At 59.5% G+C, this 1,188-nt stretch carries 1 protein-coding gene; it reads right to left on the reverse strand.

Annotation, left to right across the window (positions count from 1 at the left end; translation table 11 throughout):
• Positions 1–22: 22 nt before the first annotated feature.
• The gene (locus H0X95_RS35660; protein WP_011545951.1) at positions 23–988 is read right to left on the reverse strand and encodes an IS110-like element ISBcen8 family transposase; all 966 of its coding nucleotides are present in this window, start codon (positions 986–988) and stop codon (positions 23–25) included.
• Between the last annotated feature and the right edge of the window lie 200 nt (positions 989–1,188).

The following is a 1,188-nucleotide window of genomic DNA, read 5'->3' on the forward strand; positions in this document are numbered from 1 at the left end:
GACTGAGTAACCGTCTTCCGAGTCAAGCCCGATGAAGTGAATCGTCCCAAGGCGTGTTGGTTTTGACCATGGCATTGAGCATGGTTAGGAGCTTGCGCATGCAGGCAACAAGCGCGACCTTGGACAGTTTGCCGGCGGCCTTCAGGCGTTGATAGAAGGCTCTGATGGCGGGGTTGTAGCGTGTGGCAGTCAATGTAGCCATGTACAGCACGCGACGGATCGCGAAGCGGCCACCTTGAACCCGTCGTCGCCCATTACGTAAGCCGGAATCGCAAGCAATGGGAGCGACGCCAACGAGGGCTGCAATCTGACGGCGATTGAGCCGGCCCAATTCGGGCAGTTCTGCGATCAGGCAGGCGCTGGATACCGGGCCAATTCCATGTGTGGACTGCAACAGGCGGTCGAGTTCACCGAAGTGCTGGCGTACATGAGCGACCATCTGAGCGTCGATGTCATCGAGTTGTGCCTGGATGGCGGCAATGATAGCCAGCAGACTTGGATGCAGACCAACCGGCGTGATCTGGAGCCGCTGTCGCTCCGAAAGGAGCATGGTGAGTAGTTGGCGCCGTCGGGTCACCAGTGCAGCCAGCCACTGCTGCCGCTCGTCGGGAACGGGACGTAGCAAGCGGGACAGATCGTCCCGACGCAGTAGCACGGAAGCCAGTTCGGCAAGCATATGTGCGTCGATGGCGTCGGTTTTGGCCAGACGTCCCATCGAGCGGGCAAAATCGCGTGCTTGCCGAGGGTTGACGACAGCGACCGGCAAACCCGCACCTTGCAAGGCGCACGCCAGCTCGGTCTCGTAGCCACCGGTCGCCTCCATCACGACCAACTGCACGTTCAGCGGCTGAAGGGCAACAGCCAGGGCCGAGTGGCCCTCGGCATCGTTGTTGAATCGACGGATGTCCAGATTGGCACCCAGTACGGAAACATCGACGTGAGCTTTTGCGACGTCAATGCCGACCGTTACGGCAGAAGGAGCAGACATGATCTTCGGATCCCATGCTTGTACATGCGCACTCGATGTAAATGGCGCGCGTAACCGTTCGGGCTTCAGGAAGACCAGCACGGCAACCGTGCGTTTTGTACTCAGTCACGGGCTCCAACACCCAAGCGCGGGGCAAACTGCACGGTCTCGTCTGGCTACCACCAGACTTTACCGTACTGGTCAGTACTGAACATACAAGC

Source organism: Burkholderia sp. 9779_493 (assembly GCF_015712215.1).
GTDB lineage: Bacteria > Pseudomonadota > Gammaproteobacteria > Burkholderiales > Burkholderiaceae > Burkholderia > Burkholderia cenocepacia.

Bases quoted from the DNA above. Each gene is read 5' to 3' on its own strand.
- H0X95_RS35660 (WP_011545951.1), bottom strand. From the start codon at position 988: ATGTCTGCTCCTTCTGCCGTAACGGTCGGCATTGACGTCGCAAAAGCT.